The 26,154-nt window shown below is 60.3% G+C and carries 26 protein-coding genes; 18 read left to right on the plus strand and 8 right to left on the minus strand.

Annotation, left to right across the window (positions count from 1 at the left end; all coding sequences use genetic code 11):
- Nucleotides 1–8 precede the first annotated feature (8 nt).
- Complete coding sequence (locus FQ187_RS25325; RefSeq protein ID WP_149631564.1) at nucleotides 9–860, plus strand: DUF1989 domain-containing protein; 852 nt, start codon at nucleotides 9–11, stop codon at nucleotides 858–860.
- Between the two features lie 43 nt (nucleotides 861–903).
- Here FQ187_RS25325 and FQ187_RS25330 read toward each other — a convergent pair whose 3' ends face one another.
- From FQ187_RS25330 to rfbB, 5 genes are all read right to left on the minus strand, one after another.
- Nucleotides 904–1,071, minus strand: a complete 168-nt coding sequence (locus FQ187_RS25330) for a DUF2897 family protein (RefSeq protein ID WP_008006000.1) — start codon at nucleotides 1,069–1,071, stop codon at nucleotides 904–906.
- Between the two features lie 124 nt (nucleotides 1,072–1,195).
- The gene (gene eat, locus FQ187_RS25335; protein ID WP_149631565.1) at nucleotides 1,196–2,560 is read right to left on the minus strand and encodes an ethanolamine permease; all 1,365 of its coding nucleotides are present in this window, start codon (nucleotides 2,558–2,560) and stop codon (nucleotides 1,196–1,198) included.
- 197 nt (nucleotides 2,561–2,757) lie between these two features.
- Nucleotides 2,758–3,627, minus strand: coding sequence for a dTDP-4-dehydrorhamnose reductase (gene rfbD, locus FQ187_RS25340; RefSeq protein WP_149631566.1), 870 nt, complete (start codon nucleotides 3,625–3,627; stop codon nucleotides 2,758–2,760).
- A gap of 64 nt (nucleotides 3,628–3,691) precedes the next feature.
- Nucleotides 3,692–4,573 (minus strand): glucose-1-phosphate thymidylyltransferase RfbA, encoded by an 882-nt coding sequence (rfbA, locus tag FQ187_RS25345; RefSeq protein ID WP_134421827.1) that lies wholly within the window; start codon nucleotides 4,571–4,573, stop codon nucleotides 3,692–3,694.
- Nucleotides 4,570–5,652, minus strand: coding sequence for a dTDP-glucose 4,6-dehydratase (rfbB, locus tag FQ187_RS25350; protein WP_149631567.1), 1,083 nt, complete (start codon nucleotides 5,650–5,652; stop codon nucleotides 4,570–4,572). The genes rfbA and rfbB overlap by 4 nt, the downstream gene beginning before the upstream one ends.
- 248 nt (nucleotides 5,653–5,900) lie before the next feature.
- Here rfbB and kdpF point away from each other — a divergent pair, with 248 nt between their 5' ends.
- The 6 genes from kdpF (at nucleotide 5,901) to FQ187_RS25380 (ending at nucleotide 14,018) form a co-directional block, all read left to right on the plus strand.
- On the plus strand, nucleotides 5,901–5,990 hold the full coding sequence (gene kdpF / locus FQ187_RS25355) for a K(+)-transporting ATPase subunit F (protein ID WP_007899818.1): 90 nt from the start codon (nucleotides 5,901–5,903) through the stop codon (nucleotides 5,988–5,990).
- 8 nt (nucleotides 5,991–5,998) lie between these two features.
- Nucleotides 5,999–7,693 (plus strand): potassium-transporting ATPase subunit KdpA, encoded by a 1,695-nt coding sequence (gene kdpA, locus FQ187_RS25360; protein ID WP_149631568.1) that lies wholly within the window; start codon nucleotides 5,999–6,001, stop codon nucleotides 7,691–7,693.
- 10 nt (nucleotides 7,694–7,703) lie between these two features.
- A complete protein-coding gene (gene kdpB / locus FQ187_RS25365) occupies nucleotides 7,704–9,761 on the plus strand; it encodes a potassium-transporting ATPase subunit KdpB (protein WP_149631569.1) in 2,058 nt (685 codons plus the stop codon).
- A gap of 156 nt (nucleotides 9,762–9,917) precedes the next feature.
- The gene (gene kdpC / locus FQ187_RS25370) at nucleotides 9,918–10,463 is read left to right on the plus strand and encodes a potassium-transporting ATPase subunit KdpC (RefSeq protein WP_149631570.1); all 546 of its coding nucleotides are present in this window, start codon (nucleotides 9,918–9,920) and stop codon (nucleotides 10,461–10,463) included.
- A 142-nt stretch (nucleotides 10,464–10,605) separates the two neighbouring features.
- Complete coding sequence (locus FQ187_RS25375) at nucleotides 10,606–13,251, plus strand: sensor histidine kinase KdpD (protein ID WP_149631571.1); 2,646 nt, start codon at nucleotides 10,606–10,608, stop codon at nucleotides 13,249–13,251.
- A 68-nt stretch (nucleotides 13,252–13,319) separates the two neighbouring features.
- On the plus strand, nucleotides 13,320–14,018 hold the full coding sequence (locus tag FQ187_RS25380; protein WP_149631572.1) for a response regulator: 699 nt from the start codon (nucleotides 13,320–13,322) through the stop codon (nucleotides 14,016–14,018).
- Nucleotides 14,019–14,132: 114 nt separating this feature from the next.
- Here FQ187_RS25380 and FQ187_RS25385 read toward each other — a convergent pair whose 3' ends face one another.
- Complete coding sequence (locus tag FQ187_RS25385) at nucleotides 14,133–15,173, minus strand: patatin-like phospholipase family protein (protein WP_149631573.1); 1,041 nt, start codon at nucleotides 15,171–15,173, stop codon at nucleotides 14,133–14,135.
- A gap of 222 nt (nucleotides 15,174–15,395) precedes the next feature.
- Between FQ187_RS25385 and FQ187_RS25390 the strand changes: the two genes are divergently transcribed.
- The 3 genes from FQ187_RS25390 (at nucleotide 15,396) to FQ187_RS25400 (ending at nucleotide 17,558) form a co-directional block, all read left to right on the plus strand.
- Nucleotides 15,396–15,674, plus strand: a complete 279-nt coding sequence (locus FQ187_RS25390) for a hypothetical protein (protein WP_149631574.1) — start codon at nucleotides 15,396–15,398, stop codon at nucleotides 15,672–15,674.
- A gap of 45 nt (nucleotides 15,675–15,719) precedes the next feature.
- Nucleotides 15,720–16,487, plus strand: coding sequence for a CHAD domain-containing protein (locus FQ187_RS25395; protein WP_149631575.1), 768 nt, complete (start codon nucleotides 15,720–15,722; stop codon nucleotides 16,485–16,487).
- A 273-nt stretch (nucleotides 16,488–16,760) separates the two neighbouring features.
- Nucleotides 16,761–17,558, plus strand: coding sequence for an acyl-CoA thioesterase II (locus tag FQ187_RS25400; RefSeq protein ID WP_149631576.1), 798 nt, complete (start codon nucleotides 16,761–16,763; stop codon nucleotides 17,556–17,558).
- On the opposite strand, the gene FQ187_RS25405 is transcribed toward FQ187_RS25400, so the two are convergent.
- Nucleotides 17,559–17,924 (minus strand): Mpo1-like protein, encoded by a 366-nt coding sequence (locus FQ187_RS25405; RefSeq protein ID WP_149631577.1) that lies wholly within the window; start codon nucleotides 17,922–17,924, stop codon nucleotides 17,559–17,561.
- A gap of 217 nt (nucleotides 17,925–18,141) precedes the next feature.
- The gene (locus tag FQ187_RS25410) at nucleotides 18,142–19,623 is read right to left on the minus strand and encodes a methyl-accepting chemotaxis protein (protein WP_149631578.1); all 1,482 of its coding nucleotides are present in this window, start codon (nucleotides 19,621–19,623) and stop codon (nucleotides 18,142–18,144) included.
- 178 nt (nucleotides 19,624–19,801) lie between these two features.
- Between FQ187_RS25410 and FQ187_RS25415 the strand changes: the two genes are divergently transcribed.
- The 8 genes from FQ187_RS25415 to FQ187_RS25450 all read left to right on the plus strand — a co-directional run bounded on the left by FQ187_RS25415 (nucleotide 19,802) and on the right by FQ187_RS25450 (nucleotide 26,127).
- Entirely contained in the window at nucleotides 19,802–20,332 is a 531-nt protein-coding gene (locus FQ187_RS25415) for a hypothetical protein (protein ID WP_149631579.1), read from the plus strand.
- Between the two features lie 64 nt (nucleotides 20,333–20,396).
- Nucleotides 20,397–20,588 carry a PLDc N-terminal domain-containing protein gene (locus FQ187_RS25420; RefSeq protein WP_149631580.1) on the plus strand — a complete coding sequence of 64 codons (192 nt, stop codon included), beginning with the start codon at nucleotides 20,397–20,399 and terminating at the stop codon, nucleotides 20,586–20,588.
- 136 nt (nucleotides 20,589–20,724) lie between these two features.
- Nucleotides 20,725–21,600, plus strand: coding sequence for a polyamine aminopropyltransferase (gene speE, locus FQ187_RS25425; RefSeq protein WP_056744151.1), 876 nt, complete (start codon nucleotides 20,725–20,727; stop codon nucleotides 21,598–21,600).
- A 163-nt stretch (nucleotides 21,601–21,763) separates the two neighbouring features.
- A complete protein-coding gene (locus FQ187_RS25430) occupies nucleotides 21,764–21,997 on the plus strand; it encodes a hypothetical protein (RefSeq protein WP_129442539.1) in 234 nt (77 codons plus the stop codon).
- A gap of 213 nt (nucleotides 21,998–22,210) precedes the next feature.
- Complete coding sequence (locus FQ187_RS25435; RefSeq protein WP_008148805.1) at nucleotides 22,211–22,552, plus strand: ribonuclease E inhibitor RraB; 342 nt, start codon at nucleotides 22,211–22,213, stop codon at nucleotides 22,550–22,552.
- 396 nt (nucleotides 22,553–22,948) lie between these two features.
- Entirely contained in the window at nucleotides 22,949–24,358 is a 1,410-nt protein-coding gene (locus FQ187_RS25440) for a circularly permuted type 2 ATP-grasp protein (RefSeq protein WP_074874854.1), read from the plus strand.
- 12 nt (nucleotides 24,359–24,370) lie between these two features.
- The gene (locus FQ187_RS25445) at nucleotides 24,371–25,321 is read left to right on the plus strand and encodes an alpha-E domain-containing protein (RefSeq protein WP_008148807.1); all 951 of its coding nucleotides are present in this window, start codon (nucleotides 24,371–24,373) and stop codon (nucleotides 25,319–25,321) included.
- The gene (locus FQ187_RS25450) at nucleotides 25,318–26,127 is read left to right on the plus strand and encodes a transglutaminase family protein (protein ID WP_149631581.1); all 810 of its coding nucleotides are present in this window, start codon (nucleotides 25,318–25,320) and stop codon (nucleotides 26,125–26,127) included. The genes FQ187_RS25445 and FQ187_RS25450 overlap by 4 nt, the downstream gene beginning before the upstream one ends.
- Nucleotides 26,128–26,154 lie beyond the last annotated feature (27 nt).

Below are 26,154 nucleotides of genomic sequence, written 5' to 3' on the forward strand. Positions count from 1 at the left end.
TTCGTGCCATGTACAAAGACTATCCGGCGGCCTATCAAGTCAGCAAAGGTTCGGCCTTGCAGGTGGACAAAGCCTTCTATGAACGGATCCGCGACAAGAAGGACGGGCGCACGCTGATCGAGGCATTCGAGGTGCCGATCCGCACCGGTCGCGCCTGGCACGTGCCGGCCGGGCATGTGTTCCGGGTGACCACGCCCGTCGGGCCGCAAGTCGGGGATTTCAATGTCTGGAATGCCAACGATCCACGGGAGCGTTTGTGGGCGGCACGGACCCGGCAGTTACAGGGCGCACACGTCAGCACCCATGACCGGCTCTGGTCGAATCTGCCTTTTTTACGTCCGCTGGTGACCATCACCGATGACAGCCTGGCCGGTTACGGCATCGATGAACATGGCGGTCGCTTGCACGATTTGCTCGGCACCCGCTGCGACCCTTATGTGAACAAAATGCTCACCGGCGAAGACTTCCATCATCACTGCCACTCGAACCTCACCCGTGCGGTGCTGCCTCATGGGCTGACCGAGTTCGACGTGCATGACGTGCTGAACATTTTCCAGTGCACGGGCCTGAACCACGACGACATGTACTTCATGAAGGCCTGTCCGGCACAGAAGGGTGATTACCTGGAGTTTTTTGCCGAAATCGATCTGCTGTGTGCGCTCTCGACCTGCCCGGGTGGTGACCTGTCGCTGGCCATGTGGGGGCCGGATGCACAGGACCCGCTAAGCGTATGTCGCCCGCTCGGGGTGGAGATTTATCGGTTGGAGGATTCGTTGCTTGTGGGCTGGAGCCAGCCGGAACGAGCGGCCTATAAAGGACTGCATGGCCTGCACATTGCCAAGGCCGATTGGGAGAAGTAAAACGAAAAACCCTGTCATTCAATGAGAATGACAGGGTTTTGTTTTAGCGGTCCTGCGCATCCTTGGCATCCGCTTCCGCGTTGCGTTCAGCGACGCGTTTGCGTTGCTCCTCGGTCAGTTCGACCTTGTTGGCGGTGTCACGCAACATCATCAAACCGCCAACGATCGAGCCGATTGCAACGATCAGAATCAACCAGGCATACCAGGGCATAGGGCTCTCCTTGAGGGCAGGCCGATTGGCGGGTTTTGCCAACCGATCGTGCATACCACTTTGAGCGATTAATTTTCGCAGTGGTTCCATTCTATGCTTGTTCTGACAGCCGCACTTCGCCTGTTTACAGCCCGGTCAGCATCGCGTCCGCCGGTGCATCGGCACGCAGTTGCGCCGTCAGCGTGAAGTACACGAACCCCACCGCCATAAAGCCCAGGAAGATCAACCCGATCAACGTGTTGAACCAGGCCATCGCCACCAGGCAGACCACCGCCAGCACCAGCGCAATGAACGGCACCAGCGGATAGCACGGCGCGCGAAAGGTGCGCTCCAGATTCGGTTCGGTTTTGCGCAGTTTGAACAGGCTGAGCATGCTCATGATGTACATCACGATTGCCCCGAAGACCGCCATCGTGATCATCGCCGCCGTCAGCGTCATGCCGCCCAGGTTGATCAAACCATCGCTATAAATCGCGGTAATGCCGATCACGCCACCGGCGATGATTGCCCGGTGCGGGGTCTGAAAACGCGACAACTTGGCCAGGGACGCCGGCAGGTAACCGGCCCGGGCAAGGGCGAAGAACTGCCGCGAGTAGCCGAGGATGATTCCGTGGAAACTCGCCACCAGGCCGAACAGGCCGATCCACACCAGCATGTGCAACCAGCCTGAACTTTCGCCAACCACGGTTTTCATCGCTTGCGGCAGCGGGTCGTTGATGTTCGACAGGGTGCGCCAGTCACCGACGCCACCGGCAAAGAACATCACGCCCATCGCCAGCAAAACCAACGTCAGAATGCCGCTGATGTAGGCCTTCGGAATGGTGCGTTTCGGATCCTTGGCTTCTTCGGCGGCCATGGCCGCGCCTTCGATGGCCAGGAAGAACCAGATGGCAAACGGAATCGCTGCGAACATCCCGGCAATCGCCGGCGCGCCGAACACATCGGAACCGGCCCAGCCATTCAGTGCGAAATTGCTGAAGCTGAACGCCGGGGCGACCACGCCCATGAACACCAGCAGTTCGGCCACTGCGAGTACGCAGACCACCAATTCGAAGGTCGCCGCCAGTTTCACCCCGAGGATGTTCAGGCCCATGAACACGATGTAGGCACCGACCGCTGCGTGTTTCGGGTCGAGTGCGGGGAATTGCACGTTGAGGTAGGCACCGATGGCCAAGGCAATGGCTGGCGGGGCGAAGACAAATTCAATCAGTGTCGCCAGCCCCGCGATCAATCCGCCTTTCTCGCCAAAGGCGCGGCGGCTGTAGGCAAAGGGACCACCGGCGTGAGGAATCGCGGTGGTCAGCTCGGTGAAACTGAAGATGAAGCAGGTGTACATCGTGGCGACCATAAAGGACGTCACCAGAAAACCGAGTGTGCCCGCCACACCCCAGCCGTAACTCCAGCCGAAGTATTCACCGGAAATCACCAGCCCGACCGCAATGCCCCACAGATGCAGCGTGCCCAGCGTGGGTTTGAGTTGTGTGTTCATGCGTTGCCCCCTGAACGGTTTGGAAAGCTCGGGGGAGGGCGTTTGCAGCGGGCGTGCCAGTGTTGTGAAGGCGGTCGTAAAGCGTCAAAAGACGTCGTATCGAGGATGTTTGCACCTCGATGTGCGCAAATGGGTGCTCCAGTTGGAGGCGCTGGTAGCGGTTTTGCTGTCTTCGTGAGCAAGTCCTGTTTGTAGGTTTAACCTTGCTCGGCAAGACACTCGCGCAGCGCAATTTGCCAGTCAGGTTGACTGACGCTCCATTCACGTTGCAGGAGACTGCAATCAAGACATGAGTTGAGCGGTCGGGCCGCCGGTGTCGGGTAGTCGCTGGAGGGAATCGGCAGCAGGTTTGCGCAGGGCTTTCCTTGTTGCCGTAACGCTTCGCCAATGGCCTGGGCGAAACCGAACCAGGAGGTTTTCCCCTGTGCGGTCAGATGATATGTCCCCCAGGTAACGGCCTCACCTGCCTGCCAGCGTTCGATCAGGGCAAGGGTGCTATTGGCAATACTGCCTGCCCAGGTAGGTGCGCCGATCTGATCGGCGACAATGCGTACTTCCGGTCGCTCTTGCAGCAGGCGTTGCATCGTCAGCAGGAAATTGCGGCCATGGGCCGAATAGACCCAGCTGGTACGCAGGATAAGATGTTTGCCTTGCACATCAGTGATCGCCCGTTCACCGGCCAGTTTGCTCCTGCCGTAAACCCCGAGCGGGTTTGGCGTGTCGTCTTCGGTGTAAGGCCCGACCTTCATGCCGTCGAATACATAATCGGTGGAGTAGTGAATCAGCGGGATGCCAAGCTTCAGTGCTTCTTCGGCAAAGATGCCAGGGGCCACGGCGTTGATGGCAAAGGCTGTTTCCGGCTCGCTTTCCGCCAGATCGACCGCTGTGTGGGCCGCCGCGTTGATGATCAGATCCGGACGAACCTTTTGTACCTGTTGGCGAATCTGCTCGGGTTGTGCCAGATCGAGTTGATCGCGACCCAGCACGATCAACTCGCCGACATCCCCCAGACGACCCTGCAGTTCGCGTGAGACCTGACCATTCTGGCCGCTGATGAGAATTCTCATGGGAGCAGATCAGCCTCTTGCAGGCTTTTACCGATGATCACTACTCCGCACAGATCGGTTTCATTCACATCCATTGTTCATCCCCGGCGAGCTTGGCCAGGTACTGGCCATACCCGGTCTTGCCGAAGTAGCGGGCACGCTCCAGCAGCTGTTCGCGGTTGATCCAGTTCTTTTCGTAAGCGATCTCTTCGAGGCAGGCGACTTTCAAGCCTTGTCGATGTTCGATGGTCTGCACGTACTGAGAGGCATCGAGCAAGCTGTCGTGAGTGCCGGTGTCGAGCCAGGCGAAACCACGGCCGAAGCGCTCGACCTGCAGGTCTCCCCGTTTGAGATACGCATTGTTGACGTCGGTGATTTCCAGCTCGCCGCGAGGCGAAGGCTTTACCGCTTTGGCGATCCTGATTACATCGTTGTCGTAGAAATACAGGCCGGTGACGGCATAGCTGGATTTCGGTATTTTCGGCTTTTCTTCGATCGACAGGGCACGGCCCTGGCTGTCGAAATCAATCACACCGAAGCGCTCCGGGTCTTTGACCCAATAGCCGAACACGGTAGCGCCAGAAGTGCGTTTTGCAGCGTTCTGCAACTGCTCGCCAAAGTGTTGACCATGAAAAATGTTGTCGCCGAGGATCAGGCACACAGGATCATTGCCAATGAAGCTTTCGCCAATCAGAAAAGCCTGGGCCAGACCATCCGGTGACGGCTGCTCGGCATAGCTGAAATTCACCCCGAATTGACTGCCATCACCCAGGAGATTGCGGTACTGGGGCAGATCCTGGGGAGTAGAGATCACTAAAATGTCTTTGATGCCGGCCAGCATCAGGACCGAAATCGGGTAATAGATCATCGGTTTGTCGTAGACCGGCAACAGCTGTTTGGACACGCCGAGCGTGATCGGATGCAGGCGTGTGCCCGAGCCGCCTGCCAAAACGATACCTTTCATCATGAATGAAGCTCCTGGGGATTGATGGCACCAAGGCGTTCACCCTGGTAGCTGCCATCTTGAACACGACGGCACCACTCAAGGTTGTTCAAGTACCACTGAACGGTTTTGCGAAGGCCGGTTTCGAAGGTCTCTTCGGGTACCCAGCCCAGTTCGTGTTCGATCTTGCTGGCATCGATCGCGTAGCGCAGGTCATGGCCAGGACGATCCTGGACGAACGTGATCAGGTCGGCGTAGTGCGCGACACCCTCGGGCTTGCGCGGTGCCAGTTCTTCAAGCAGGGCGCAGAGGCCACGCACCACGTCGATATTTTTTTTTTCGTTGTGCCCGCCGATGTTGTAGGTCTCGCCGACGATACCGGTGGTCACCACTGTGAGCAGGGCCCGGGCGTGATCTTCGACGAATAGCCAGTCGCGGATTTGCAGACCATCGCCGTACACCGGCAGCGGCTTGCCGGCCAAGGCATTGAGAATGACCAGCGGAATCAATTTTTCGGGGAAGTGGAACGGCCCGTAATTGTTCGAGCAGTTGGTCAACAGCACTGGCAGGCCATAGGTGCGCTGCCACGCACGGACCAGGTGGTCGGACGCCGCTTTGCTGGCGGAGTACGGCGAACTCGGGGCGTAGGGCGTCGTTTCGGTAAACAGATCATCAGCGCCATGCAGGTCGCCATAGACCTCGTCAGTGGAGATGTGATGGAAGCGGAAGGCGCTTTTTTCCGGCTCGGCGAGGGTTTGCCAATAGGCGCGGGTGGCCTCCAGCAAACTGTAGGTGCCGACGATGTTGGTCTGGATGAAATCCGAAGGTCCGTCGATGGAACGGTCGACGTGGGATTCCGCTGCCAGGTGCATGATCGCCTGCGGCTGGAAACGTGTCAGCACCGCGCGGACGGTCGCCTGATCAACGACATCGGCTTGAACGAACTCGTAGCGAGTGTCGTTGGCAATGCCGGTCAGCGATTCGAGATTGCCGGCGTAGGTCAGCTTGTCCAGGTTGAGCACTTCATGCTCGGTATGCCGGATCAGCTCGCGAATCAAGGCAGAGCCGATGAAACCGGCTCCGCCGGTAATGAGGATACGCATGTTGGCCAGCCTTTTTCAGTAGTCGAAAACGCAAACGGTCATATCTTGTCGGCAGGGCCGGGGTGGTGCAATAGGTTGTTCATCCCACTTTTGTTTTGTGGAGTCTTGGACACCACCGTAACCCTAGCGTAAACCCACTCTTTACGCTTTCTTTATGCCCCGCCACACCCCTCGATCTCGCTCCTTTACAGCCTCCCTCCCGACAATGACCCCACACGCGGCAATACGCCGTAACACGGAGAACTTCCATGAGCGTTCTGGACGGGGTGTCACTGCTACTGGCAGTGGGGCTGTTCATTTATCTGTTGGTTGCGCTGTTGCGCGCGGACCGGAACTAGGAGCGGCTATGCACAGTTATGACTATTGGCTGATCCTCGCCTTCTTCGCCCTGGTGCTGATTCCGGCACCGTTTCTGGGGCGCTTCTACTACAAGGTGATGGAAGGTCAGCGCACCTGGCTTTCGCCGATTCTGGGGCCGGTGGAGCGCGGGTGTTATCGGGTGGCCGGCGTCGATCCGCAGGCCGAACAGAGCTGGCAGAAATACACCCTGGCCTTGCTCGCCTTCAACCTCGCTGGCTTTTTGCTGTTGTTCGCGATCCTGCTGTTTCAGGATTACTTGCCGCTGAACCCGCAAAACCTGCCGGGTCAGGAGTGGACGCAAGCGTTCAATACTGCCGTCAGCTTCATGACCAATACCAACTGGCAGTCCTACAGCGGCGAAGCGACCCTGAGCTACCTGAGTCAGATGGTCGGCCTCACCGTGCAGAACTTCGTCAGCGCCGCCACTGGTCTCGCCGTGTTGGTTGCCCTGTGTCGCGGTATTGGTCGCAAGTCGAGCAAAACCCTCGGCAACTTCTGGGTCGACATGACCCGCGCCACCCTCTATGGCTTGCTGCCGCTGTGCTTGCTGTTGGCGCTGTATCTGGTCTGGCAGGGCGTGCCGCAAACCTTCGCGCACTACGTAAATGCGGTGACGATGCAAGGCATCGATCAGGTGATCCCGCTGGGCCCGGCCGCCAGCCAGATTGCGATCAAGCAACTGGGCACCAACGGCGGCGGCTTCTTCGGCGTCAACTCGGCGCACCCGTTCGAGAACCCGACGGCGTGGAGCAACCTGTTCGAAGTCGGCTCGATTATTCTGATCCCGGTGGCGTTGGTGTTCACCTTCGGCCACTACGTGAAAGACCTGCGTCAGAGCCGCGCGATCATTGCCTGCATGCTGGCGCTGTTCCTGATCGGCGGCGCGACGTCGCTGTGGGCTGAATACCAGCCGAACCCGACCCTGAACAATGTCGCCGTCGAACAGACCGCGCCGCTGGAAGGCAAGGAAGCACGCTTCGGCACGACCGCCACGGTGCTGTGGTCGGTGACCACCACCGCGGCATCCAACGGTTCGGTCAACGGCATGCACGACAGCCTCAACCCGCTGAGCGGCATGGTTGCGCTGGTCAACATGATGGTCGGCGAAGTGATCTTCGGCGGCGTCGGTGCCGGGCTCTACGGCATGTTGCTGAACGTGTTGATCGCGGTGTTCCTCGCCGGCCTGATGATCGGCCGCACCCCGGAATACCTTGGTAAGAAACTGCAAGCGAAGGAAGTCCAATTGCTGGTGGTGACCTTGCTGGTGATGCCGGTCGGTGTGCTGGTGCTCGGCGCGATTGCCGCCAGCCTGCCAGGCCCGGTCGCGGCGGTGAGCAACCCCGGTCCTCACGGTTTCAGTCAGTTGCTTTATGCCTACACCTCGGCCAGTGCGAACAACGGTTCGGCGTTTGCTGGATTTGGGGCGAACACAGCGTTCCACAACCTGATGCTGGGCCTTGGCATGTTGATCGGTCGCTTCGGTTACATCCTTCCGGTACTGGCTCTGGCCGGCAGCCTGGCGATGAAGAAAACCGCACCGATCGGCCAGAACAGCTTCCCGACCCATGGCCCGCTGTTCGTGACCTTGCTGACCGTGACCATTTTGCTGGTGGGTGGTTTGACCTTCCTGCCGACATTGGCGCTGGGTCCTATTGCTGAACATTTGAGCCTGGGCTTCTAAGGAGTCAATGATGAATATGCCCGCAACTAAAGCCGCTGCCGTCAAGGTGCCGGAACAACCGAAAACCGCGATCTCGGCCCTCTGGCGCCCGGCGCTGGTGCAAGCCTTCGTCAAACTCGACCCACGACAATTGCAGCGTGCGCCGGTGATGCTGGTGGTCGAACTGACCGCGATCCTGACCACCGTGTTGTGCTTCATTCCCGACAGCAGCGTGCCGACTTTTGTCGCCGCGCAAATCGCCTTGTGGTTGTGGTTCACCGTGCTGTTCGCCAACTTCGCCGAAGCACTGGCCGAAGGTCGCGGCAAGGCTCGCGCCGACAGTCTCAAGGCCGGTAGCGAAGGTTTGAGTGCTCGGCGCAAAACCAGCACTGGCGCCTTTCAAGTGGTGCCGGCCACCAGCCTGCGCAAGGGCGATGTAGTCCGCGTTGAAGCGGGGGAAATGATCCCCGGTGACGGCGAGGTGATTGAAGGTATCGCGGCGGTTAACGAAGCGGCGATTACCGGTGAATCCGCGCCGGTGATTCGCGAATCCGGCGGCGACCGTTCGGCCGTCACCGGCAACACCCGACTGGTGTCCGACTGGCTGCTGGTGCGCATCACCGCCAACCCGGGCGAGTCGACACTCGATCGCATGATCGCTTTGGTCGAAGGCGCCAAACGCCAGAAAACCCCGAACGAAGTGGCGCTCGACATCCTGCTGATCGGCCTGACCCTGATCTTCCTGTTGGTGGTCGTCACCCTGCAACCGTTCGCCCACTTCGCCAACGGCAGCCTGCCGCTGGTGTTTCTGGTGGCGTTATTGGTCACGCTGATTCCGACCACCATTGGCGGTCTGTTATCGGCCATCGGTATCGCCGGGATGGACCGTCTGGTGCGCCTGAATGTGATCGCCAAATCCGGCCGTGCCGTGGAAGCAGCGGGGGACGTACACGTCCTGCTGCTGGACAAGACCGGCACCATCACTTTCGGTAATCGTCGCTGCACCGCGGTTTACGCAGCACCTGGCGTCACTGCCAAGGAGCTCGCCGAGGGTGCATTGTTCGCCTCGCTGGCCGATGACACGGCTGAAGGTAAATCCATCGTCGAGTACCTGCGCGGCACTCAGCCACAACCTGAGCCTGCCACCGAGTTGCTCACCGCCGTACCGTTCAGCGCCGAGACGCGTCTATCTGGTGTCGACTATCAGGGCCGTGTTTATCGCAAAGGCGCGGTGGATTCGTTATTGGCCTTCGTTGACCTGAAACGCGCTGACCTGGCCGCGCCGCTGTCCCGGGAAATCGACAAGATTGCCCAGAGCGGCGGCACCCCGTTGCTGGTCTGCGCCGACGGTAAATTACTCGGCGCGATCCACCTCAAAGACGTGGTCAAACCCGGCATCCGCGAGCGATTTGCCGAGCTGCGCAAACTGGGGATTCGCACCGTCATGGTGACCGGCGACAACCCGCTGACCGCCGCGGCGATTGCGGCCGAAGCGGGCGTCGATGATGTGCTGGCCGAAGCCACACCAGAGAAGAAATTGGCGCGCATTCGTCACGAGCAGAACGACGGTCGCCTGGTCGCCATGTGTGGCGACGGCGCCAACGACGCCCCGGCCCTGGCCCAGGCGGACGTAGGGATGGCGATGAACGACGGCACGCAAGCAGCGCGCGAGGCGGCGAACATGGTCGACCTCGACAGCGATCCGACCAAGCTGCTGGACGTGGTGCAGATCGGCAAGGAATTGCTGGTGACCCGTGGTGCGTTGACGACGTTTTCCATCGCCAACGACGTGGCCAAATACTTCGCGATTCTGCCGGCGCTGTTCGCCTCGATCTACCCGCAATTGGGCGTGCTGAACGTCATGCACCTGAGCAGTCCGCAGAGCGCGATTCTGTCGGCGATTGTGTTCAACGCCTTGATTATTGTGGTGCTGATTCCATTGGCATTGCGCGGCGTGCGGGTGCAGGCAGCGAGTGCGGCGGCGTTGCTGCGACGCAATCTGTTGATCTATGGATTGGGCGGGATTGTGGTGCCGTTTGTGGGGATCAAGGCAATTGACATGCTGTTGACGGCGTTGCATCTGGTTTGACCCTGGGGCGGTGTGCCAGGCACACCGCCTTCGCGAGCAAGCCCGCTCCCACAGGGGAATGCGTTTCAAATGTGGGAGCGGGCTTGCTCGCGAAGAGGACGACACGGTCCACCTGTTTGAACGCTGTATTTGTTTACTGAATTCGAGGATTCTGAAATGTCCACAATGATACGTCCGGCCCTGAGCCTGCTCGTCCTGATGACCCTGATCACCGGCGTCGCCTATCCACTGGTGGTCACCGGTGTCGCCCAGGTCGCATTCCCGGACCAGGCCAACGGCAGCCTCGTACACGACGCCGATGGCAAGGTCCGCGGTTCCTCACTGATCGCGCAGGATTTCGTCGGTGACGCCTGGTTCCATCCTCGGCCATCGGCCGGTGCATTTGCTACCGTGTCGAGCAGTGCCAGCAACCTTTCGCCGAGCAACCCGGCCCTGGCCACTCGGGTGATCGACGATGCCGACAAGCTGCTGGTGCCGGGCCAGGGTCCGGTGCCATTGGCAATGGTCACCACCTCCGGCAGCGGCCTCGATCCACACTTGCCACCGGCCGCGATTGCCTATCAACTGGCGCGTGTTGCGGCAGCGCGCAATTTGCCGGTGTCTACGCTTCAGCAGTTGATGGATGCGCATATCGAGCAGCCATTGGTGGGGCCGCCGGTGGTGAACGTGTTGGCGCTGAACATGGCGCTGGAAAGCCTGTAGAACGGTGGTGGCGCCATTCGCGAGCAAGCCCGCTCCCACACTGGATCTGCGTAACACTGAAGATCAAATGTGGAAGCGGGCTTGCTCGCGAAGGCGGCTGAACAATCACTACATCAACATCTGAAAAAAGAGAGCTTCAAGCATGAGTGACTCCGGCCGCGCCGACGCGCTGTTAGCAGACCTGCCCCGGGATGGCCGTGGCCGGCTCAAGGTTTTTCTCGGCGCCGCGCCTGGTGTCGGCAAAACCTACGCCATGCTCCAGGCCGCCCACACCCAACTGCGCCAGGGCGTGAAAGTGATTGCCGGCGTGGTCGAAACCCACGGTCGCGCCGAGACCGAAGCGCTGCTCGGCGGCTTGCCGCAGCAGCCGTTGGTGCGCTCGGAATACCGCGGTGTGATGCTCGAAGAAATGGACCTCGACGGTTTGCTCGCAGCCAAACCGAAACTGGTGCTGGTGGACGAACTGGCTCACAGCAACGCCCCCGGCAGTCGCCACACCAAACGTTGGCAAGACATTCAGGAACTGCTCGCCGCAGGCATTGACGTGTTCACCACAGTCAACGTCCAGCACCTGGAAAGTCTTAACGACAAAGTGCGTGGCATCACCGGCGTGCAGGTTCGCGAAACCCTGCCGGACTGGGTGCTGCAAGAAGCCTACGAACTGCTGCTGATCGACCTGCCGCCGCGCGAGCTGCTCGAGCGTTTACGCGATGGCAAGGTCTATGTGCCGGAGCAGGCGAGGGCGGCCATCGACGCTTTCTTCACCCAGACCAACCTCACGGCCCTGCGGGAACTGGCGATGCAAACCGCCGCCGCTCAGGTCGATGATGATTTGGCCCAGGGCTATCGCCAGCTCGGCCAAGCGGCGCCGGCGGTCCGCGGTCGCCTGTTGGTCGGCGTCGATGGCGATGCACAGGCCGAGCGTCTGGTGCGTCACGCCAGTCGTGTCGCTCAGCGTCGGCATTTGCCGTGGAGCCTGGTGCATGTGGACAACGGCAGTGTGCGTGACGAGCAGTCGCGGCTGCGTCTGCAAAGTGCCCAGCAACTGGCCGAACGCCTCGGCGGCGAAGTGGTGCTGCTGCGCGCCGGTGAGGTGGCGAAAACCCTGATCCAGCACGCCGCCGAACGCCGCGCGAGTCTGGTGTTGGTCGGTCAGTCCCGGCAGCGTTTGCGTCGACGGTTGTTCGGCGGCGGACTGGCGTCGCGTTTGCTGCGCGATGCGCGCGGGCTGGAAATCAACGTCCTCGACAGCGATCACGAACAGCATCAGCCGCGTCAGCGTTCGGCGCAGGCACTGGTGTGGTTCGACTACGCGCTGGCGCTGGTGGCGACGGTGCTCGCCAGTGCCTTGGCCTGGGCGGTGGCGAGTGTCTTGCCGCTACCGAATATTTCGCTGGTGTTCCTCGCCGCGGTGTTGCTGGTGGCGGTGCGCAGCAGCCTTGGCCCGGCGCTGGCCTGTGCGGCGCTGTCGTTTCTGACCTATGACTTTCTGTTCATTCCGCCGAATTTTTCCTTCCGCATCCAGCGCGAAGAAGACGTGCTGACCTTGCTGTTTTTCCTGCTGATGGCAGCGCTGACCGGTAACCTCGCGGCTCGGCAACGGCGGCAATTGCAGGCGCTGCGCGACACTCAGGAAGAGACCACCGAATTGCTCGACCTGTCACGCAAACTCACCGCTGCCACCGACCGCCAGGCGGTGGTCAGCGCAGCGGCCCAGCACCTCGATGGCTGGAGTGATCTGCAACTCTGCCTGCTCAATCGCGACGGCCAGGGCGGATGGAAAGTCGAAACCGGTGGCCCGCTGGAGTTTTCCGAGGCCGAGCGCGCTGCCGCCGATTGGGCCTGGCAACACGATCAACCGGCCGGCGCGGGCACCGGCACGCTGCCGTTCGGGCGTTGGTGGTGGTGGCCGTTGTCGGTGGAAGACGGGCCGCTGGCGCTGCTCGGCGTGTGTGCCAAAGAGGGCCAGACCTTGAGCGGTCAGCGTCGGCGTTTGTTGACCGCGCTGAGCCAGCCGCTGGCCCAGGCGCTGGCGCGTGCGCAATTGGCCGAAGACCTGGAAGCCGCCCGGTTGCACGGCGAAACCGAGCAACTGCGCAGTGCCTTGCTGGCCTCGGTGTCCCATGATTTGCGCACGCCGCTGACCTCCATGCGCGGCAGCATCGACAGCCTGTTGGCCCTCGGTGAGGCCATCCCGCTGGAGGATCGCCGCGAACTGCTTGAAGGCACGCGCGATGAAGCCGAGCGCCTCGATCGCTACATTCAGAACCTGCTGGACATGACCCGTCTCGGACACGGCGCGCTGAAGCTGGCGCGGGACTGGGTGTCGCCGGCCGACATCGTCGGCAGTTCGCTCAATCGTCTGCGCGCCGTGCTGGCGCCGTTGCAGGTGACCACCGAAGTGCCGCCGCAGTTGCCGCTGCTTTACGTCCACGCGGCGCTGATCGAACAGGCGCTGGTCAACGTGCTGGAAAACGCCGCGCGGTTTTCACCGGCTCATGGCCGCCTGCAACTGCGCGCCGGGGCCGATGACAGCGAGCTGTTCTTTTCGGTGAGCGATGAAGGGCCGGGGATTCCGCAGGAAGAGCGGGCAAAGATTTTCGACATGTTCTACACCGCCGCGCGCGGTGATCGTGGCGGGCAGGGGACCGGTCTGGGGCTGGCGATCTGTCAGGGCATGGTCGGTGCCCATGGCGGGCGAATCAGCGTTGCCGATGGCATCGAGGGGCGCGGCACCTGCATCACCTTGCACCTGCCGTTACAGGCCCAGCCGGCCTTTGAAAATTAAGAGCCGAAAGTGAAGCCTGATCGCGCTTGCGCTACTCTATTGCCACTTCTTTGTGTTGATGTGAATTCATGAGCCAGACCGCGACCATTTTGGTCATCGACGACGAACCACAGATCCGTAAATTCCTGCGCATCAGCCTGGTTTCCCAGGGCTACAAAGTGCTGGAGGCCGGCACTGGCACCGAAGGCCTGGCCCAGGCTGCACTGAATAAACCGGACCTGCTGGTACTCGACCTCGGCCTGCCGGACATGGACGGCCAGCAAGTGCTGCGCGAGTTTCGCGAGTGGTCGATAGTGCCGGTGCTGGTGCTCTCGGTGCGCGCCAGTGAAGGGCAGAAAGTCGAGGCGCTCGATGGCGGCGCCAACGACTACGTGACCAAACCGTTTGGTATTCAGGAATTTCTGGCCCGGGTTCGTGCGTTGTTGCGTCAGGCGCCGGCGGGAGAAGCTCAACCCGCGGCGTTGACGTTCGGCCCGTTGACCGTCGACCTGGCTTATCGCCGGGTATTACTCGACGGCACCGAAGTCGCGCTGACCCGCAAGGAATACGCGGTACTGGCGCAACTGGCGCGTCATCCGGGGCGGGTCATCACCCAGCAGCAACTGCTCAAGGACATCTGGGGACCGACCCATACCGAGGACACTCATTATTTGCGGATTGTGGTCGGGCACCTGCGCCAGAAACTGGCGGATGATCCGACTCAGCCGCGGTTTATCGTCACCGAGGCGGGGGTCGGGTATCGGTTGTTGAGTGAGGGCAGCCTTTAGTTCTGAGTTGTCTGATCTGGCGTCTTCGCGAGCAAGCCCGCTCCCACATTGGAATGGGATCAAATGTGGGAGCGGGCTTGCTCGCGAAGGGGCCTTATCATTCACTCGAGAAGTTCAGGAATCCCGCTCATTCTCATACCGATCCAGCGTATCCCGCGCAATCTCCCGCCCTAGCGCGATCAGTTCCGGCGCTTTGTAAAACTCGAAAAACCGGCACACCCGCTTTGGCACATTGATCAAAATATCCGGCGGATAACCGGCGATCTTGTACTGCGCCAATGAAGTTTGCATCACCTCGAAACTCTGGTTGATCAGGTCCAGCAAAGACGCCGGCCCGACGTTGTCGATGATGAACGAGCCGGTGGCGGACTTCGGCGCGCCTTCGCGTTCAGGGGCGGCGGCCGGTTGCTGGGCTTCGGGTGCGGCGGATTCGATCCACGGGTTGATCTCGGCCGCTTCTGCCATCAACGCTTCCTTTTCCAGCAGCAGCAATTGTTCCGCCTGTTTGCGGCGGAAGGGCAATTTTGAACCGAGCGAGTTGATCAGGCTGTCGAAACGCGTCTTGAACGCCGCCGGGCGCTGGATCACCGGCAGTTGATAGTGGCGCTGGTTGGTGGAGTTGAGGTTGACCGCGATGATCAGGTCGCAATGACTCGACACCACCGGCACGATCGGTAAAGGGTTGAGGATGCCGCCGTCCACCAGCATGCGGTTGCCCTGCATCACCGGGGTGAACAGGCTGGGAATCGCCGCCGAGGCGCGCATGGCCTGGTGCAGGCAGCCTTCCTGAAACCAGATTTCCTGCTGATTGGTCAGGTCGGTGGCTACCGCCGTGTAAGGGATGCGCAAGTCTTCAATATTGATCTCGCCGACGATCTTGCGGATCTGCCCGAAAACCTTTTCCCCGCGAATCGCGCCCAGACGAAAACTGACATCCACCAGCCGCAGGACGTCGAGGTAATCCAGGCTTTCGATCCAGTTGCGATATTCGTCGAGTTTGCCGGCGGCATAGATCCCGCCGACCACTGCCCCCATGGAACATCCGGCGATGCAGGCGATGTCGTAGCCACGCCGTTCGATCTCTTCAATGACCCCGATATGGGCGTAGCCCCGGGCCCCACCTGAGCCCAGCACCAGCGCGACACGCTTTTTCATGAATCGCCCTCGTCTGACAAGGTTCAACAATGCACCCATCGAGGGGCGCGCTTCAATCGCTAAGGTCGTTCAGCGAGGCGAGGGCGTCGTTTTTTCGACACTCTTTGGCGGCAGATGGGTATTCTCGCGAGCGCTAGAGTTTCCGCGGCGGGACCAAGGCACTTTTCACGCGCCAGACCGTCTTAACTGCACGACTGTTTACCTATCTTTGAGGTGTGAATAATGAAAGCCTGGATCTGTGTGCCCTTGATTGCCCTTGCACTCGCCGGTTGCGCCGGCAAAACCGCTTACCGTGACAGCTGCGGTAGCGGGATCGATGCCGCGTGGCGTGAACTGGATTTGGCCAAGGCTGAAGGTTTTGCCGGAACCGTCAGCTACTCCAAAGCCCTGTCGCTGCTGACCGGCGCCAAGACCCAGCAGCAATTCGAAGCGTTCGAAGGTTGCGCCAATAAGGCCGAGAAGGCGCGTTTCTATATTCGTGAGTCGCGCGCCGGCCGTTGAGGCATGATGTAGGCATTTGGGGCAATTCGACTCAGGGAGCAAGCGATGTCTGCCTTGGTTGATCGGTTGGTGGCTCATGTCCTGGGCCTGGAAGTCCGTTTGCTGGCCTGTCAGGCACGCTTGAGTGCGCGCACCGACCCTGAAGCGCTGCACGATCTGCGTACCACGGTTCGCCGGTTACGCAGTCTGCTGCGGCCATTGCGCGGCTTGCCCGGGGTCGAACAGCTGGAAGCGGCGGCGTCCCGGGTTGGCGACCTGACCACGCCGTTGCGCGATCGCGAGGTGCTGGCGGCGTACCTGCTCGAGCATGATCAACCCGAGGCTGCCCATCGGCGCATGGCGCAAATGGCCGAGGCTTACCCGGCGGTCGCGACGAGTCCTGAAGTGGCGCAGTTGCTGATGATCCTCGACGCCTTCCCGCGTTTTCTGCGGGCCTCCCAACGTCAGGGATTGCTCAAGGGCTTGCGTCAACGCATCGAAAAACGTTTGGCCAAACAATGGAAAAAACTCGATCAGGCCCTGCACGATCCGGCGCACGATCGCCACCGTTTGCGCCTGCTGATCAAGCGCGTGCGCTATGGCATCGAAGCCTATCCCGAACTGGATCGACTGCCGAAAGCGGCGATGCCGCGCTTGAAGTCCGCGCAAGGTGCCTTGGGCGATTGGCACGATTGCTTGCAATGGCTGGCCATAGCTGAGCAGGAAACCGATTTGCAGCCCTGCGTCGCGGCCTGGAAAACTGCCATGGCCAAGGCCGAAGGCCGCGCCGACCGCGTCCTCGACAAACTCAGCGCCGCCTGTTTCAAATCCTGAAACCACCACAAATCGGGCCTGATCACCTTAGGGGGGCCACACTGAGCCAATGTGGGAGCGGGCTTGCTCGCGAAAGCGGTCTGTCAGTCACATCTGTTTTGGATGTGCCGCCGTCTTCGCGAGCAAGCCCGCTCCCACATTTGATCACTGTTGAATTTTGAATCGATGTCCGGCACACGGCCTATCTGTCAGCTTCTTTGGCCGGAATAAGCGCTGTGCCATCCTCGCGGGCTGGTTAAGATCCCTTCATCCTTTTCCCGCTCTGAGGTTTCCATGCGCTTTTCCGATCTGCTCGACGCTGTCCGCAGCCAGCCGCTGGAGCTGTCTATTCCGGCCGAATGGGCTCAGGGGCGTGCCAGTTTCGGTGGCCTGGTGGCCGCCTTGCAGTACGAAGCCATGCGCGCAAAAGTCCCGGAGGATCGTCCGGTGCGCTCGCTGGCGATCACCTTTGTCGGCCCGGTCGAGCCTGAAGTGCCGGTCAGTTTTGAAGTCGATGTGTTACGCGAAGGCAAAGCGGTCAGCCAGGTGCTGGGTCGGGCGATGCAGAAGGGCCAGGTGGTGACGTTGGTCCAAGGCAGCTTCGGCGCCTCGCGACCGTCGGAAGTGGCGGTGATCGCCGAACCGGCGCCCGAGATGAAGCACTGGGACGACTGCCAGGAATTGCCTTACATCAAAGGCGTGACTCCGGAATTCATGCGCCATCTGGCGATGCGCTGGAGCGTCGGCGGTCTGCCGTTCACCGGCAACACATCCCGCGAGATGGGCGGCTGGGTGCGCTTGCGCGGGGACGTGAAGGAAGAGGCGGTCAGCGAGGCGCATATCCTGGCGCTGGTCGATGCTTGGCCACCGGCGCTGTTGCCTCACCTGAAAAAACCGGCGATGGGCAGCACGCTGACCTGGACCATCGAGTTCGTCCAGCCGTTGCTTGAACTGAGCACGCTGGACTGGTGCAAATACCTCGTCGAGATCGAGCATGCCGCTGACGGCTACGGTCATGCGGCCGCGAAATTGTGGAGCGCAGACGGTCAGTTGATTGCCATGAGCCGGCAGACGGTGACGATTTTCGCCTGATCAGTGACGACGGTGGCGCTCACGCCAGGCGCGCCACCAGCCGCCGCTCAGGAAGAACCGTGGGAAGGTCAGAAACTGCTCGACCAGCAAGCGTGACACGGCATCTTTGCGATCGCTGAACGGCTCGGAGGCTTGCGCCTCCAGGCGGTGACCGTGGCGTTGCAGGCCGAGGGCGGCGAACAGGCCGATGACGCCAATCGCGACATTCGCGAAACTCAGACTGAACACTCCCGAAACAATCAGCAGAAACGCCACGATGAACAGCGGCACGGCAATCAGGTGCAGCACCAGGTTGGTCGGGTGCTGGTGATTGTTCGGGTACGCTCGCCATTGCCAGGCGGGGAGGTTGGGGTGACGTTTGCCCATGATGGTAATCCTTGGTTCGTTGAGGCTCTTGAACAAAGAATAGGTCGGGCTAAACCAGTCGGCGAATCAAGGCTGGCTATCGGAGTGATAGGTATCATGTTCGGAATTGATGTTAATTGAGCTGACGCCTTCGCGAGCAAGCCCGCTCCCACAGGTAATGCGCAAATATTGAAATGGCGCTAACCCTGTGGGAGCGGGCTTGCTCGCGAAGGGGTCCTTACAGCTTCAGCTGCCCTATAGCCTTGCTCAATTCCCCGGCCAACGCCGCCAGATCATTGCTGGTAGTCGCCGAATCCACGGTCTGCTGCACGGTGTTCTCGGTCACATCCCGAATGCTCACCACCGCCCGATTCATCTCTTCGGCGACGTGGCTCTGCTGCTCGGCCGCCACCGCGATCTGCGTATTGCTTTCGCGCATCTGCGCCACGGCGCTGGTGATTTCTGCCAACGCTGCGCCGGCCTCCTGAGCCTGCTGCACGCAATCGTCGGCCTTGAACGAGCTTTCCTGCATGAAGTCCACCGCGTCCCGAGTCCCGGCCTGCAACGCGGAAACCATGATCGTGATCTCGTCAGTGGAGGTCTGGACACGTTTGGCCAGGTTACGCACTTCATCGGCGACCACCGCAAAACCGCGACCCATTTCACCGGCACGGGCCGCTTCAATCGCTGCGTTCAGCGCCAGCAGATTGGTCTGCTCGGCGATGCTGTGAATCACACTGACCACGCCATTGATCTTCTGACTGTCCTCGGCCAGACGCTGAATCATCTCGGCAGTCTGTTGCACCCCGCTGGACAAGCCGGCAATCGAATTCTGCACCCGACTGACCACTTCCTGCCCGCTGCCGGCCAGGGTGTCGGCGGTTTGCGAGAGGTCGCGGGTGGCGCCGGCGTGCTGGGCAATGTGATAGACCGTGGCGGTCATTTCGTTGATCGCCGTGGCGGCCTGATCGGTTTCGCTTTGCTGGCCGAGCATGCCGTGACGTACCTCGTTCATGCTCGACGCCAGCCGCGCCGCGCCGACATCCAGTTGCCGTGCGGTGCTGGCGACGGTGTTGACCACCCGCTGGTAACCGGCCTGCATGGCGTTGAAGGCATTGGCCATCTGCCCGACTTCGTCAGTGCAGGCCAGCGGCACACGGGCCGACAGGTCACCGGTTTTCTCGACGTGGAGCATCACGTCCTTCAGAGTATTGAGCTGGCTGAGCAGGAAGCGGATCAACAATTGCGAAGCGCCGAGCATCGCCAGCATCAGGATTGCCACCGCCACGGCATAGTTGGGAAAACGCTCACCAAATACCTGGGTCAGGCTCGGACCATGGGCAATCACCGCGACCTGGTTGCCATCGGTGCGCGTAAACACTTCAGCGCCCATCAACGGGTTGTTGCCGAACAGCGGCATGGCATTGATTCCGACCCAGCCGTTGGTATCGGCCAGTCCCGGTACCGGCTGCCCGTTCAGCAGCGGTGCCTGCCCGCGACTGAAAGTCAGCACGTTATCGGCTTTGGGGAGCGGTTGACCGGCAGGCCAGGCGTTGAGCAGTCGCGCCTGGGCTTGTGCCGATGCCTGATAGGCATGGCTGCGGGCCTGTTGTTCGAGCTGTACGGCGTACAACACCAGCAGCAAGGTCGTGATGAAGGCGACGGCGTTGACCGCCCAGAATTTGTATTTCAGCGAGATATTGCTAAGCCAGGCACCCATGGAGGTCTTCTCTGATAGCGGAAACAGTTTTGGCAAGGTGCCAGTATTATGCCGCTACTCAGGAGGCTGGATTTTGATGTGGGTCAACAATCCCGGCCATGCTCGCGCACAGGAATTGCGGGGCGTAATGCGCTATTCTTCGCGCCTTCAAAATTCCCTCGCTACAGGATTCCGCCCCATGAAAGCCGCACTCGTCGAACTCATCAGCAAAATCAGCTCCGGGTGCATGAGCGATGACGAAATCCAGAAAGTCGCTGACGAAGCCGCCCAGGCCTACGCCGATCCCGAGGCTTTTCTGACGGCCAATCCGGATATCAACTACGACGACACGTTCCCGATTCCGCTGGGCGAGTGGGTCGTCGTCGGCAGTCTTCCGGAGACCGTGCTGTTCCAGGCCGACACCTACATGGACCTGTTCGCCCAGATCGTTTCCTCGTTCGGCCCCGGCGTTGATTTCAATATTAAACCCAAGCAACTGGCCAAGACTGAAGCCCTGACCGCGCTCAATCGCATTCAGGTGCAAATGAGCAGCATGAACAAGGAAAACGGCGGTTACACGCTGATGAACTTCAGTCAGTTGCTCGATGACGAACTGCAAGTGGTGCTGGTCTACGGCAACGACGTGCCGCGGGTGCTCGAGTTGTGCGCCAAAGTCGGCATCACTGCCGCACCCTCGCTGGAAGCCCTCAAGATTGCCGTCCACGTTTAAAAAACGGAACCCTCGCAAGGCCCGGCTATCCTAAGAGTGCAAACAACTCTTAGGGAGCGACACCATGGGTTCCACGTTCAACGGTCTGATTGGCCTGATTATTCTTGCCCTGGACATCTGGGCAATCATCAACGTGCTGAAAAGTGGCGCCGATACCGGGATGAAAATCTTCTGGGTGCTGTTGATCCTCCTGTTGCCAGTGCTGGGCCTGATCATCTGGGCCATTGCCGGGCCACGGGGCAATGTAAGGATCTGACAGACCGCTGGACGGTTCGATCTGTCATGTTCCGCAACGTAGAATGCGCGCCTTTCCCGGGGCAATCGAGCTGATCGATTGGCCATCATGGGCGGGTAACCGTCCGTTGCCACCCGCATTCATCGGAGCACTTCCCATGAGCAACACCCCAACCAGCGAGTACCTGGAAACCCTCTACGAAGGCTACGGCCAGCGTTTTCGCATGGAAAAACTGCTGCACGAAGTGCGCACCGAACACCAGCACCTGGTGATTTTCGAAAACCCGCGCATGGGCCGCGTCATGGCGCTGGACGGCGTGATCCAGACCACCGAAGCCGACGAATTCATCTACCACGAGATGTTGACCCACGTGCCGATCCTGGCGCATGGCACCGCCAAACGCGTGCTGATCATCGGTGGCGGCGACGGCGGCATGCTGCGGGAAGTGGCCAAGCACCGCAGCATCGAGCACATCACCATGGTCGAGATCGACGGCACCGTGGTCGACATGTGCAAGGAATTCCTGCCGAACCACTCCAAGGGGGCGTTCGCTGATCCACGCCTGAACCTGGTGATCGACGACGGCATGCGTTTCGTCGCCACCACCACCGAAAAATTCGACGTGATCATTTCCGACTCCACCGACCCGATCGGTCCGGGTGAAGTATTGTTCTCGGAAAACTTCTACCAGGCCTGCCGTCGCTGCCTGAACGAAGGCGGCATTCTGGTGACCCAGAACGGCACGCCGTTCATGCAAATCGAAGAAGTCAAAACCACCGCCGGACGCCTGCGCAGCCTGTTCCCGGACTGGCATTTCTATCAGGCGGCCGTGCCGACCTACATCGGCGGCGCCATGACCTTCGCCTGGGGCGCGACCAATACCGCGTATCGCAAGTTGTCCCGGGAAACCCTGCAGCAGCGCTTCGCCGGCAGCGGCATCATCACCCGCTACTACAACCCGGAAATCCACATCGGGGCCTTTGCTTTACCGCAATACGTCCTGCAGGCTGTGAACAAGCCTAGCAACGACTGATATCGAGCAAGCCAGAAAGGGCTCTCTCAGGTTGTGTGAAAACACACCGCAGACGGCCCTTTTTTCATGCTTCACTTATAGAAGGTCCGGTTGAACGATTGGCCGGGGAAGAATGTCGAGATACATGTAAGCCCATCCATGGGTTTTATCGAGGAGGCACCAGATGCAAAAGTGGAAAGTCACTTTCGTTGATGATCACGGTGAACAAGTTGACGAGGTGTTCGAGAGCGATGAATGCCCGAACAACGAACAAGCCGCGAAGCTCATTCGCGCCCGGTGTCTGCCTGTGGCTGCCGAACTGGACCTCAACGATCTGGAAGGGCGCACCGATGATCCGACTGTCAAAAGTCTGAAGACCCAGTACAGCATTGAAATCCTCAGCATCACGCCAATCTGAACATCTCCTGTCACATTCCTAACCAGGCCTTGGCAGCGGCTCTATCTTGAGGCTACTCTGCAATCGAGATCAGCGAACGGATCGCTAAGGTCTGGTCTTGTCAGCTACATGCTTGCTTCCCACCGGCAACGTTGTTGCCGCATCGCTCGCCCCATTCGGTTGCGAGTGCCGGGAATACGGAAAGTCTATCCATCAGTCTGAGGGGGACGTTTCATGAGCACAGCCTATCAAGAAGACATCAGCACCAGCGTCTTGCGCCGCATGAAAGAAGGCGGCTTCGACTTTTCACGATTCCATCCCATCGAGTTCTACGCCATTTTTCCGGACGAGGAGCGGGCGCGCAGGGCGGCAGGGCATTACTGTGGTGAATCCTTGAATGCACAAATCAGCGTGCGCGACGACGGCGCGTGGTACCTGGAACTGAGCAAAGTGATGTACGCCACCTATGACGGCATCGGCGACTTTGAGCAGGATTTCGAGGCGGTGGTCGAGCCTTTGGGCGGCATCATCGAAGGATGGGGCGTCAAGCAGGAGGTACGAGGGCGACTCGCATAACTTATGAACAGTGACAATACTCAGCAACGGCTGACCTCAGGGTTGGCCGTTTTCGTTTTCGTGGGGCAGAAAATGCACTTGGCAAAACCCTGAAACAAGAATCCGGCGCAAAAAAAACCGCCTGAGCAGGCGGCTAAAGGGAAGTTCGTCAAGATTTTCAGCGAATGCGCGGATTATCCGCATCGCCCCCCGGGCAGTGAAATCAACTCTGACTATGCTGGTGATAGGCGACAACATTGCGTCGCAATGAAGCGGGGGCGATCAGGTGGGGGCATTTACCGCACAGGATTGGTGCGGTGCGTGCGGTGCGATTATCCAACTGATTGATATCAAAGCGTTTATGCCGATGGCACGGGCTTTGCGAAGCCCAGATGTCCGGGTGACAAGGAGTACGGCATGATCCGCACCTATTTTGATGAGATGTACGATGCCGGCGGCCAGGTCCGCCCGCATTATCGGGAGTTTGCCCGTTGGCTGGCCGAAACGCCTGACGAGCTTTTGGCACAACGGCGACGCGAGGCCGATCTGTTATTTCATCGCGCCGGGATTACATTCACGCTCTATGGTGATGAGCAAGGGACAGAGCGCCTGATTCCCTTCGACACCATCCCCCGCAGCATCCCCGCCAGTGAATGGCGAGTCGTCGAGCGCGGCTGCATTCAGCGGGTCAAGGCGTTGAACATGTTCCTCGCCGACCTCTATCACGAGCAGCGCATTATCAAGGCCGGCATCATCCCGGCCGAGCAGGTGCTGGCCAACGAGCAATACCAGTTGGCGATGCAAGGGCTGGATTTGCACCGCGATATCTATTCCCACATCTCCGGTGTCGATCTTGTGCGCGATGGCGACGGCACGTACTACGTGCTCGAAGATAACCTTCGTACACCGAGCGGCGTCAGCTACATGCTGGAAGACCGCAAGATGATGATGCGGTTGTTCCCCGAGTTGTTCGCGGCCCAGCGCATTGCCCCTATCGACCACTATCCGAACCTGTTGCTCGACACCCTGAAAAGCTCCAGCCCGATTGATAACCCGAGCGTGGTGGTACTGACGCCGGGCCGTTTCAACAGCGCGTTCTTTGAACATGCGTTTCTGGCGCGGGAAATGGGCGTTGAGCTGGTGGAAGGCGCGGACCTGTTCGTGCGGGATGACAAGGTGTTCATGCGCACCACGGACGGGCCGAAAGCCGTCGACGTGATCTACCGTCGCCTCGACGATGCGTTTCTCGATCCGCTGGCGTTCAACCCGGACTCGATGCTTGGCGTTCCAGGACTGCTGTCGTCCTATCGTTCCGGCAACGTCGTGTTGGCGAATGCCATCGGCACCGGGGTCGCGGACGACAAGTCGGTGTATCCATTCGTCACGGACATGATCCGTTTCTACCTGGATGAAGAGCCGATCCTGAAGAATGTGCCGACGTGGCAGTGTCGTAATCCCTCCGAATTGTCCCACGTACTGGCCAATCTTCCGGAACTGGTGGTCAAGGAAACCCAGGGCTCCGGCGGTTACGGAATGCTGGTCGGGCCGGCGGCGACGGCGGCGGAAATCGAGTCTTTCCGCGCGCGGATCAAAGCCAAGCCCCATGCGTACATCGCGCAACCGACGTTGTCCCTGTCGACCTGTCCGACCTTTGTCGAAAACGGCATCGCTCCACGCCACATCGACCTGCGTCCGTTTGTATTGTCTGGCCGCGAAACCCGGGTTGTGCCCGGCGGTTTGACCCGTGTTGCCCTGCGCGAAGGCTCCCTGGTGGTGAATTCATCCCAGGGCGGTGGAACCAAGGACACCTGGGTGGTCGAGGATTGAAGGAAGCCTGCCATGTTAAGTAGAACTGCCTCGGATTTGTATTGGATGTCGCGTTACCTGGAGCGGGCGGAAAACCTCGCACGGATGCTCGACATCAGTTATTCGCTGTCGCTGATGCCGCAGGATGGCCGAGGTGACGGCCTGCATGAACTCGCCATGCCGTTGCTGATCACCGGCACCCTGGACGATTACCTGGAACGCCACGGCGAATTGCACGCTGAACGGCTGCTGCATTTCTTCGCCCTGGACGCGGCCAACCCGGCGAGCATCTACAGCTGCCTCGGCGCCGCGCGGGCCAGTGCCCATGCGGTGCGTGGGCGAATCACCGCCGACATGTGGGAAAACATCAATGCCACCTGGCTGGAAATTCGCGGGATAGCTGATCAAGGCTTGAGTCGCTACGGCATGAGCCGATTCTGCGAGTGGATCAAGGAACGTTCCCACCTGTTCCGCGGCGCATCCTATGGCACGATCATGCGCAACGATGCATTTCGCTTCATTCGTCTGGGCACGTTTATCGAAAGGGCCGACAACACGTTGCGCCTGCTCGACGCCCGCTACGAAATGGCTGGCGATCAGGCAGAGGCGGTCAGCGATGGCACCGCTCACGCGTATTACCAGTGGAGTGCTTTGCTGCGGGCGTTGTCCTCGTTCGAGGCCTACACCGAGATCTACCGCGATGCGCCCGGCGCCCGGCATGTGGCTGAGTTGCTTCTACTGCGTGCTGACGTGCCACGCTCATTGCGAGCCTGCACTGAAGAAATCGACCAGATCCTTGCCCAGCTGCCGGGAGCCAACGGCCGTCCTGCGCAACGCCTGGCAGCGGAAATGGACGCACGCCTGCGCTACACCGGCATCACCGAAATTCTCGACGAAGGCCTGCACGCCTGGCTGACCGAGTTCATCCCGCTGGTGCGCCAGTTGGGTAACGCCATACACAGTTCCTACCTGGAGGCTGCATGAGACTTTCCATTAGCCACGAGACCACCTATCACTACGAAGATCAGGTGCGGGCGAGCATCCAGTACCTGCGACTGACACCCCACGACAGCGAGCGCCAGCACGTGCTCAGCTGGCAGCTCGACTTGCCGCGCCCGGTGCGCGCGCAACTCGATCCGTTCGGCAACATCCTGCACGTGCTGACCCTGGACGAGCCTCACGAGGCGATCATCATCGGCGCCCGGGGCCAGGTGGACATCGACGAATTGCGTGAGGCGGAGCATGAAAGCCAGTCGGCGCTGCCGTTCTTGCGCTTCACGCGCCTGACCGAAGCCGACGAAGCCCTGCGGGCGTTCGCCGAGAAGGAGTGCAAGCAACGCCGGGATCGCACGGCGCTGATCGACTTAATGCATGGCCTGAACCAGCACATGACCTACACGCCGGGCTCCACCGAAGTGGACACCAGCGCCGCCCAGGCCTTCGCCGGGCGTTCGGGCGTCTGTCAGGACCACACCCATGCGTTTCTCGCCTGCGTTCGCAGCCTGGGCATTCCGTCTCGTTATGTGTCGGGCTATTTGTACAGCGAGAACAGCGAACACCTGGCCAGTCACGCCTGGGCGGAAGCCTGGCTCGATGACGCCTGGTACAGCTTCGACGTGACCAATGAATTGGCGCGGCCTGAGCGTCATCTGAAACTGGCGGTGGGCCTGGATTACCTGGATGCCTGCCCGGTGCGTGGCATGCGGCGTGGCGGTGGGTGCGAGCAGATGCATGCGAAAGTGTTTGTTTCGCCAACACCATTACCGGTTATTTCTGTGCAACAGCAATAATCGGGGATACCGCTTCGCGAGCAAGCC

This window comes from Pseudomonas sp. ANT_J28, assembly GCF_008370005.1.
In the GTDB taxonomy this organism is placed as follows: Bacteria; Pseudomonadota; Gammaproteobacteria; order Pseudomonadales; family Pseudomonadaceae; genus Aquipseudomonas; species Aquipseudomonas frigoris.

Bases quoted from the DNA above. Each gene is read 5' to 3' on its own strand.
- FQ187_RS25445 (WP_008148807.1), top strand. From the start codon at position 24,371: ATGTTAAGTAGAACTGCCTCGGATTTGTATTGGATGTCGCGTTACCTG.
- FQ187_RS25390 (WP_149631574.1), top strand. From the start codon at position 15,396: ATGAAAGCCTGGATCTGTGTGCCCTTGATTGCCCTTGCACTCGCCGGT.
- FQ187_RS25375 (WP_149631571.1), top strand. From the start codon at position 10,606: ATGAGTGACTCCGGCCGCGCCGACGCGCTGTTAGCAGACCTGCCCCGG.
- kdpC (WP_149631570.1), top strand. From the start codon at position 9,918: ATGTCCACAATGATACGTCCGGCCCTGAGCCTGCTCGTCCTGATGACC.
- rfbD (WP_149631566.1), bottom strand. From the start codon at position 3,627: ATGAGAATTCTCATCAGCGGCCAGAATGGTCAGGTCTCACGCGAACTG.
- FQ187_RS25415 (WP_149631579.1), top strand. From the start codon at position 19,802: ATGAAAGCCGCACTCGTCGAACTCATCAGCAAAATCAGCTCCGGGTGC.
- kdpA (WP_149631568.1), top strand. From the start codon at position 5,999: ATGCACAGTTATGACTATTGGCTGATCCTCGCCTTCTTCGCCCTGGTG.
- FQ187_RS25435 (WP_008148805.1), top strand. From the start codon at position 22,211: ATGAGCACAGCCTATCAAGAAGACATCAGCACCAGCGTCTTGCGCCGC.
- FQ187_RS25395 (WP_149631575.1), top strand. From the start codon at position 15,720: ATGTCTGCCTTGGTTGATCGGTTGGTGGCTCATGTCCTGGGCCTGGAA.
- FQ187_RS25325 (WP_149631564.1), top strand. From the start codon at position 9: ATGTACAAAGACTATCCGGCGGCCTATCAAGTCAGCAAAGGTTCGGCC.
- rfbA (WP_134421827.1), bottom strand. From the start codon at position 4,573: ATGATGAAAGGTATCGTTTTGGCAGGCGGCTCGGGCACACGCCTGCAT.
- FQ187_RS25380 (WP_149631572.1), top strand. From the start codon at position 13,320: ATGAGCCAGACCGCGACCATTTTGGTCATCGACGACGAACCACAGATC.
- FQ187_RS25405 (WP_149631577.1), bottom strand. From the start codon at position 17,924: ATGGGCAAACGTCACCCCAACCTCCCCGCCTGGCAATGGCGAGCGTAC.
- FQ187_RS25420 (WP_149631580.1), top strand. From the start codon at position 20,397: ATGGGTTCCACGTTCAACGGTCTGATTGGCCTGATTATTCTTGCCCTG.
- FQ187_RS25410 (WP_149631578.1), bottom strand. From the start codon at position 19,623: ATGGGTGCCTGGCTTAGCAATATCTCGCTGAAATACAAATTCTGGGCG.
- FQ187_RS25385 (WP_149631573.1), bottom strand. From the start codon at position 15,173: ATGAAAAAGCGTGTCGCGCTGGTGCTGGGCTCAGGTGGGGCCCGGGGC.
- FQ187_RS25330 (WP_008006000.1), bottom strand. From the start codon at position 1,071: ATGCCCTGGTATGCCTGGTTGATTCTGATCGTTGCAATCGGCTCGATC.
- kdpB (WP_149631569.1), top strand. From the start codon at position 7,704: ATGAATATGCCCGCAACTAAAGCCGCTGCCGTCAAGGTGCCGGAACAA.
- FQ187_RS25440 (WP_074874854.1), top strand. From the start codon at position 22,949: ATGATCCGCACCTATTTTGATGAGATGTACGATGCCGGCGGCCAGGTC.
- kdpF (WP_007899818.1), top strand. From the start codon at position 5,901: ATGAGCGTTCTGGACGGGGTGTCACTGCTACTGGCAGTGGGGCTGTTC.
- eat (WP_149631565.1), bottom strand. From the start codon at position 2,560: ATGAACACACAACTCAAACCCACGCTGGGCACGCTGCATCTGTGGGGC.
- FQ187_RS25430 (WP_129442539.1), top strand. From the start codon at position 21,764: ATGCAAAAGTGGAAAGTCACTTTCGTTGATGATCACGGTGAACAAGTT.
- speE (WP_056744151.1), top strand. From the start codon at position 20,725: ATGAGCAACACCCCAACCAGCGAGTACCTGGAAACCCTCTACGAAGGC.
- rfbB (WP_149631567.1), bottom strand. From the start codon at position 5,652: ATGCGTATCCTCATTACCGGCGGAGCCGGTTTCATCGGCTCTGCCTTG.
- FQ187_RS25400 (WP_149631576.1), top strand. From the start codon at position 16,761: ATGCGCTTTTCCGATCTGCTCGACGCTGTCCGCAGCCAGCCGCTGGAG.
- FQ187_RS25450 (WP_149631581.1), top strand. From the start codon at position 25,318: ATGAGACTTTCCATTAGCCACGAGACCACCTATCACTACGAAGATCAG.